General features: G+C 42.3%; 6 protein-coding genes. All 6 read left to right on the top strand.

Going from position 1 to position 7,366, the window contains the following annotated elements:
• Positions 1 to 124: 124 nt before the first annotated feature.
• The 6 genes from infB to HFK82_RS07635 all read left to right on the top strand — a co-directional run bounded on the left by infB (position 125) and on the right by HFK82_RS07635 (position 7,345).
• Entirely contained in the window at positions 125 to 2,824 is a 2,700-nt protein-coding gene (infB, locus tag HFK82_RS07660) for a translation initiation factor IF-2 (RefSeq protein ID WP_168261355.1), read from the top strand.
• Positions 2,825 to 2,970: 146 nt separating this feature from the next.
• Complete coding sequence (rbfA, locus tag HFK82_RS07655) at positions 2,971 to 3,321, top strand: 30S ribosome-binding factor RbfA (protein ID WP_154455238.1); 351 nt, start codon at positions 2,971 to 2,973, stop codon at positions 3,319 to 3,321.
• A 79-nt stretch (positions 3,322 to 3,400) separates the two neighbouring features.
• Positions 3,401 to 3,940, top strand: coding sequence for an LOG family protein (locus HFK82_RS07650; RefSeq protein ID WP_168261354.1), 540 nt, complete (start codon positions 3,401 to 3,403; stop codon positions 3,938 to 3,940).
• A gap of 12 nt (positions 3,941 to 3,952) precedes the next feature.
• Positions 3,953 to 4,501, top strand: coding sequence for a nucleotidyltransferase family protein (locus HFK82_RS07645; RefSeq protein WP_168261353.1), 549 nt, complete (start codon positions 3,953 to 3,955; stop codon positions 4,499 to 4,501).
• A 141-nt stretch (positions 4,502 to 4,642) separates the two neighbouring features.
• A complete protein-coding gene (locus HFK82_RS07640) occupies positions 4,643 to 5,077 on the top strand; it encodes a CopY/TcrY family copper transport repressor (protein WP_168261352.1) in 435 nt (144 codons plus the stop codon).
• A 30-nt stretch (positions 5,078 to 5,107) separates the two neighbouring features.
• A complete protein-coding gene (locus tag HFK82_RS07635; RefSeq protein ID WP_168261351.1) occupies positions 5,108 to 7,345 on the top strand; it encodes a heavy metal translocating P-type ATPase in 2,238 nt (745 codons plus the stop codon).
• The last annotated feature ends 21 nt before the right edge of the window (positions 7,346 to 7,366 follow it).

The following is a 7,366-nucleotide window of genomic DNA, read 5'->3' as shown; positions in this document are numbered from 1 at the left end:
GTTTAGTACACTGGAATTAAGTGCTGCCCTTGGTAAGCCTCGTAAGGTCATTGCTATCGCAGACGCTGGATTTTCAAAGAAAATGAGGACTCTTATGAACTAAAAGAATAGGAGGACATCACTATTGTCAAAGAAAAGATTGTATGAAATTGCTAAAGAAATGGGCCGTCCAAGTAAGGAAGTTGTCGAATATGCACAACAACTTGGTATTGCGGTCAAAAGCCATTCTTCTAGCGTAGAAGAAGCTGATGTAAAGCGTATTGTTGCAAAATTGTCAGAATCAAAACAGACGCCTCCGTCAGCAAAATCAGCAGAACAGCTAGCCGCTAAGGCTCCTGAAGTTTCTGCTGCAAAACTAACGACAGCGAAACCAAAAAGCCGCAATTTTAAAGCCGAACGTGAGGCTCGTGCGAAAGCACAAGCTGAAAAACGTGCGAATGCGAATAAAGGTGGTAAAAAACGTCATCAAGAGCAAGACGGCAATCACCGTTCACAACAGCCTGCTAAGTCAGCAAGGCATGGCAAAGATGCTCAAAGAGGGCATCAAGCTAACCGTCAGCAGACTAGAATAAATCGTTCTGCTCAACCGTCACAAGCTCAGAAGCCACGTATTGACTTTAAAGCGCGTGCGGCAGCTCTGAAAGCTGAACAAAATGCAGAGTATTCACGCCAAAGTGAAACACGTTTCCATGAGCAAGAAGAAGCCAAACGTCGTGCAAAACAGACGCGAGAAAAAGAACATGAGGCTCGCTTAGAAGCAAAACAGAAAGCTGAGGAAACAAAAAAGGTGACTAAGAAAGAAATACCTTTATCACCAGTTGCAGCAGCAGAATCTGTTTCTCAAGCAATTGATAAACATCGTAAAAAACAGGCTCGTCCTGAAAAATCACGAGATTATAATCATGATAATGAGGACGGTCCACGCAAAACTAGAAAAAACCGGAATAGTCAAAATCAAGTGAGAAATCAAAAAAATAGTAATTGGAACAGTAATAAAAACAAAAAAGGCAAACACAATCGCAACCAAGCACCAAAACCAGTCACAGAACGCAAATTCCACGAATTGCCTAAGGAATTTGAATATACTGAAGGGATGACTGTTGCAGAAATCGCAAAACGTATCAAACGTGAACCAGCTGAGATTGTTAAAAAACTCTTTATGATGGGCGTTATGGCCACTCAAAACCAATCTCTTGACGGTGATACCATTGAATTGTTGATGGTGGATTACGGTATTGAAGCCCACAAAAAAGTGGAAGTGGACAATGCCGATATTGATCGTTTCTTTGAAGATGAAAACTACCTCAATCCAGATAAAATGGTTGAGCGCGCGCCTGTTGTTACCATCATGGGACACGTTGACCATGGTAAAACAACCCTTCTTGATACCCTTCGTAATTCACGTGTCGCTACAGGCGAAGCTGGTGGTATCACTCAACATATTGGTGCTTATCAAATCATTGAAAATGGTAAGAAAATTACTTTCCTTGATACACCAGGACACGCGGCATTTACATCAATGCGTGCGCGTGGTGCGTCAATCACAGATATTACTATTTTGATTGTAGCGGCTGATGATGGGGTTATGCCTCAAACAGTCGAAGCCATCAACCACTCAAAAGCGGCTGGTGTGCCAATCATCGTTGCGATCAACAAGATTGATAAACCAGGTGCCAACCCAGAACGTGTTATCAGCGAATTGGCTGAACATGGTATCATCTCAACAGCTTGGGGTGGGGATTGTGAATTCGTTGAAATTTCTGCCAAATTTGGTAAGAACATCGATGAATTGCTTGAAACCGTTCTTCTTGTAGCTGAAATGGAAGAATTGAAAGCAGACCCAACCGTTCGTGCGATTGGTACAGTTATTGAAGCGCGTCTTGATAAAGGAAAAGGTGCTGTGGCAACTCTTCTTGTTCAACAAGGCACCCTTCATGTGCAAGATCCTATTGTTATCGGAAATACCTTTGGACGTGTGCGTGCCATGACCAATGATCTTGGTCGTCGCGTGAAAACAGCAGAACCATCAACCCCTGTTTCAATCACAGGTCTAAACGAAGCCCCAATGGCAGGTGACCATTTTGCTGTTTACGAGGATGAAAAAGCAGCGCGTGCAGCTGGTGAAGAACGTGCCAAACGTGCCTTGATGAAACAACGTCAAGCCACTCAACGTGTCAGCCTTGAAAATCTCTTTGATACGCTTAAAGCTGGTGAAGTTAAGACCGTTAACGTGATTATCAAAGCCGATGTACAAGGTTCTGTTGAAGCCCTTGCTGCCTCACTTCTTAAAATCGATGTTGAAGGCGTTAAAGTGAGCGTTGTTCACTCTGCTGTCGGTGCAATCAACGAATCTGACGTGACCTTGGCAGAAGCATCAAATGCCTTTATCATTGGATTTAACGTCCGCCCTACTCCACAAGCGCGTCAACAAGCAGAAGAAGATGAAGTGGATATTCGCCTTCACTCAATTATCTACAAAGTTATTGAAGAAGTAGAAGATGCCATGAAAGGTATGCTTGACCCTGAATTCAAAGAAAAAGTTATCGGGGAAGCTATTATCCGTGAAATCTTCAAAGTCTCTAAAGTGGGTACTATCGGAGGATTTATGGTTACAAGTGGTAAAATCACACGTGACGCTAGTGCCCGTGTTATCCGTGACGGTGTCGTTATCTTTGATGGCAAACTTGCCAGCTTGAAACACTTCAAAGATGACGTTAAAGAAGTCGGAAACGCCCAAGAAGGTGGTTTGATGATTGAAAACTTCAACGACATCAAAGTGGATGACGTTATCGAAGCTTACATTATGGAAGAAGTGAAACGTTAATTCCCATTGAGGCAAATGCCTCTAATGGGGAATACGGCAAGCACTATGGTGCCTTGCCTAAACGTTACATAGTTACATGTGAGAAATGAATAAAAGCTAGGTTTGCTTAGCCTAGCTTTTTCAAAACAATAGAAAGGACAAAGATTATGGCTAATCATCGTATTGACCGTGTTGGTATGGAAATCAAACGGGAAGTGAATGAGATTTTGCATAAAAAAGTGCGTGACCCTCGTGTTCAAGATGTGACTATCACAGATGTTCAAATGCTTGGGGATTTGTCAATGGCAAAAGTTTATTACACCATTCACTCTGATCTTGCCTCAGATAATCAAAAGGCACAAATTGGTCTTGAAAAGGCAACAGGAACCATCAAACGTGAGTTGGGTCGTAACTTGACCATGTATAAAATTCCTGATTTGACCTTCATCAAGGACGAATCTATCGAATACGGTAATAAAATTGACCAAATGCTTCGTGATTTGGAGAGTAAAAACTAAACGATTGAAGAGCTCACTAACAAGTGGGTTCTTTTTATGCTATAATGGAGGTGTTTTTTGAAATGAGGAAGGCAATAAAATGAAAATCACAGTGTATTTAGCGTCAAGTATGGGCAATCCGATCTACCGTGACAGTGTGGAGGCTTTTGGCGATTGGATGGCGCAAAAGGGATATGATTTGGTTTATGGCGGGAGTCAGACTGGGTTGATGGGACTTTTGGCAGATCGGGTCTTGGCTCATGGTGGAAAGGTTTACGGCATTATGCCAGATTTTCTTCAAAAACGTGAGGAAGTCCACCAAGGTTTGACGCAGCTGCGTATTGTAGCTGATATGGATGAGCGTAAGCGTCTGTTAATGGAAATGGGTGATGTTTTAGTTGCCTTTCCAGGTGGTCCTGGAACGCTTGAAGAGATTAGTCAGGCGATTTCTTGGGCGCGCGTGGGACAACACGACAAGCCTTGCTTGCTTTTTAATGCTAATGGTTATTATGATAGCCTCAAAGAACAATTTAATCAGATGGTGCAGGTAGGATTTTTAACGACAGCTGACCGCAAAAAGGTTATCTTTGTCGATAGTCTGCAAGCGTTAGAAGAGGTTATCAGTAGTTATCAGAAATGAGGGATGGGATTTATGGATTTACAAGCGTTATTTGTGCAAAATGAAGAGTTAATGGGGATTCTTAGGGTAATAGCAGAGCTGGATTTGCAAGATTCTTGGCTAGCAGCTGGGACATTACGCAACTATGTTTGGAATGTCTTGTCAGGAAAAGCTGGCTTGGCACAAGCAAGTGATTTAGATGTCGTTTTTTATGATGTCAATGTGTCTTATGATGAAACGCTGGCGCTTCAGCAAGACCTTCAACAGCGCTACCCAGCCTATCAATGGGAAATCAAGAATCAGGTTTATATGCACAGCCATAGTCCAAATACGCTCCCTTACCAAAATGCGAGAGATGCTGTTAGCAAATATCCAGAACGTTGCACAGCCATTGCAGCAAGACTGAACAATGATGAGTTGGAACTTTTTTTGCCTTATGGTGATGACGATATTGTTAATTTTGTCGTGCAACCGACACCGCATTTTTTAGAAGATAAGAAACGGATGCAGGTCTATCGTGAACGCCTTGCTAAGAAAGATTGGCAGAAAAAATGGCCAAACTTACAGCTATTTGATGAATAAGAATAATACGCTAGGTGAAACAGATTGCTTTGATTTTTGCAATGTGTTTCATTTTTTAATCTTTTATCGTTGATAAATGTAAACGATAATCGTATAATAAATCTACAAATGTAAATCAAAGCTATTTTAAAGGAGGTAACAATGTCAATTTCAAATGCAGAATGGGAAATCATGCGTGTTGTTTGGACTAAGGAAGAAACGACGAGCAGTGAGATTTTAGACATTCTTGAAGATAAGACCGATTGGACGGCTTCGACGGTTAAGACTTTGTTGAAACGTCTTGTGGATAAGGGTTATCTGAGCACGCAAAAGGTTGGAAAGTCTTTTCGTTATTCGGCTTTGATTTCAGAAAATGAAGTCATGAAGCAAGAAACAACGGATTTCTTTAATAAGTTTTGCCAGCGAAAGCATGTGGAAATCGTTAAGCATCTCCTAGAATCCATGCCGATGACGGAGGCAGATGTGACCTTATTAGACGAAACGCTTTTAGCTAGGAAAGAAAATGTCTTGGAAGAAGTGCCTTGTGATTGTGTTGATGGGCAATGCCGTTGCAAGGAACACTTGACTTTAGAGTAGCAAAACACACATACGAGAAGAGGTTTAGCCATGTCAAAAAAAGAAGTTTTTGTGATTGATGGGATGACGTGTGCGTCCTGTGCAGTAACGATTGAAGAGGCTGTCAAAAAGTTAGACCATGTGCAGTCCGTTGTTGTCAACCTCACAACTGAAAAAATGACGGTTGAGTATGACCCTTATGTTGTCACTGAAAGCATGATTGAAAAGGCAGTGTCAGACGCAGGGTACAGTGCCTCTGTTTTTGACCCTAAAACATCAAAGAGCCAAGCAGAGCGTCAAGACGAAGAAACCCAAAATATGTGGCGTAAGTTCGTCTGGTCTGCTGTCTTTACCGTGCCTTTGCTTTACATTTCAATGGGGAGCATGATGGGGCTTTGGGTGCCACAATTCATGTCAATGTCAGCTCATCCCATGGTGCATGCCGTGATAGAATTGCTTTTGACTTTACCCGTCATGTACTTTGGTCGCCGCTTTTACATTAGTGGTTTTAAATCATTGAGCAAGGGTCACCCTAATATGGATGCCCTGGTTGCTCTAGCAACAAGTGCCGCCTTTGTTTATAGTATTTACAGCATGTGCCAAATTTTCGCTGGTCACCTTCATGCTGTTCATATGCTTTACTTTGAATCTGTTGCAGTTATCTTGACCTTGATTACCTTAGGTAAATATTTTGAAACCTTGTCTAAAGGTCGGACCTCAGATGCCATTAAGAAATTGATGACCTTATCTGCTAAGGAAGCCACTGTTATCCGTGATGGCAAGGAAATCTCTATCCCCATAGAAGATGTGGTGGTCGGAGATATGCTTTTGGTAAAACCAGGTGAAAAGGTCCCTGTGGATGGGGTTGTGGTATCAGGACATAGTGCCATCGATGAATCCATGTTGACGGGTGAAAGTATCCCTGTTGAAAAAGTTGTGGATGATAAGGTTTACGGTGCTTCAATCAATGGACAAGGTGCCTTGACAATTCGTGCCGAAAAAGTCGGTGGTGATACCTTGTTATCTCAAATCATCAAATTGGTTGAAGATGCCCAACAAACCAAAGCACCTATTGCCAAGATTGCTGACCGTGTGGCTGGTGTCTTTGTCCCAACGGTTATGGTTATCGCAATTGTGACCTTCCTCTTTTGGTATTTGCTCATGGGCAAGAGCTTTGTTTTCGCCCTTCAAGTTGCCATTGCCATCTTGGTTATTGCTTGTCCTTGTGCCTTGGGATTGGCAACGCCGACCGCTATTATGGTCGGTACTGGTCGTGGTGCTGAAAATGGTATTCTTTACAAACGAGGCGATACTCTTGAAAATGCCCACCATTTAAATGCCATCGTCTTTGATAAGACAGGTACCATTACCCAAGGGAAACCGCAAGTTGTGGATATCTTTGCCTATCAAGGTGATAAGGACCGTTTGCTTAGCCAAGTGGCTTCGATTGAAAAATTCTCTGAACACCCTTTGAGCCAAGCCATTGTGGAAAAAGCTGATGAATCAGGCTTGTCTTTAGTCGCTGTGGATAATTTCGAGTCTTTGACAGGTCTGGGCTTGCAGGCTGACTGTGACGGTCAAACCTTGTACGTCGGTAATCATAAATTGATGGCAAACCATCAAATCAACCTTACCCAAGCAGAAGATGCAGTCAAACAAGCCACGCAAAAAGGTCAAACCCCTATTTATGTGGCAGATAAGAAGCATTTATTGGGTGTTATTACCGTTGCTGATTTGGTTAAATCAGATAGTAAAGAAACAGTTGCCAAGTTGCAAGCTGCTGGTTTGGATGTGGTGATGTTAACTGGTGATAATGAACAAACGGCCAAGGCCATTGCCAAACAAGTTGGCATTACAACGGTTATTAGTGATGTTTTGCCAGACCAAAAATCTCGTGTGATTAAGGATTTGCAAGCTCAAGGTAAGAAAGTTGCCATGGTTGGTGATGGTATCAACGATGCCCCTGCCTTAGCAGTAGCTGATATTGGTATTGCCATTGGTTCAGGTGCAGATATTGCCATTGAATCTGCCGATATTATCTTGATGAAAGCAAGTATCTCAGATGTCTTGAAAGCTTTGTCTATTAGCCGTTTGACCATTAGGGTCATCAAGGAAAATCTATTCTGGGCTTTCATTTACAATATCTTGGCTATCCCAGTTGCCATGGGTGTCCTCTACCTCTTTAGTGGTCCCCTACTCAACCCAATGATTGCTGGTTTGGCTATGGGCTTTAGTTCAGTATCTGTTGTGCTTAACGCCCTTCGTTTGAAATACATTAAATTAACTTAGATTGCTAAAAACAGGAGGTAT

Origin of the sequence: Streptococcus alactolyticus (assembly GCF_012277075.1) — a bacterium.
Classification (GTDB): Bacteria; Bacillota; Bacilli; order Lactobacillales; family Streptococcaceae; genus Streptococcus; species Streptococcus alactolyticus.
The sequence above is the reverse complement of the archived record's forward strand: the minus strand, read 5'-3'. Positions and strand labels throughout refer to the sequence as shown.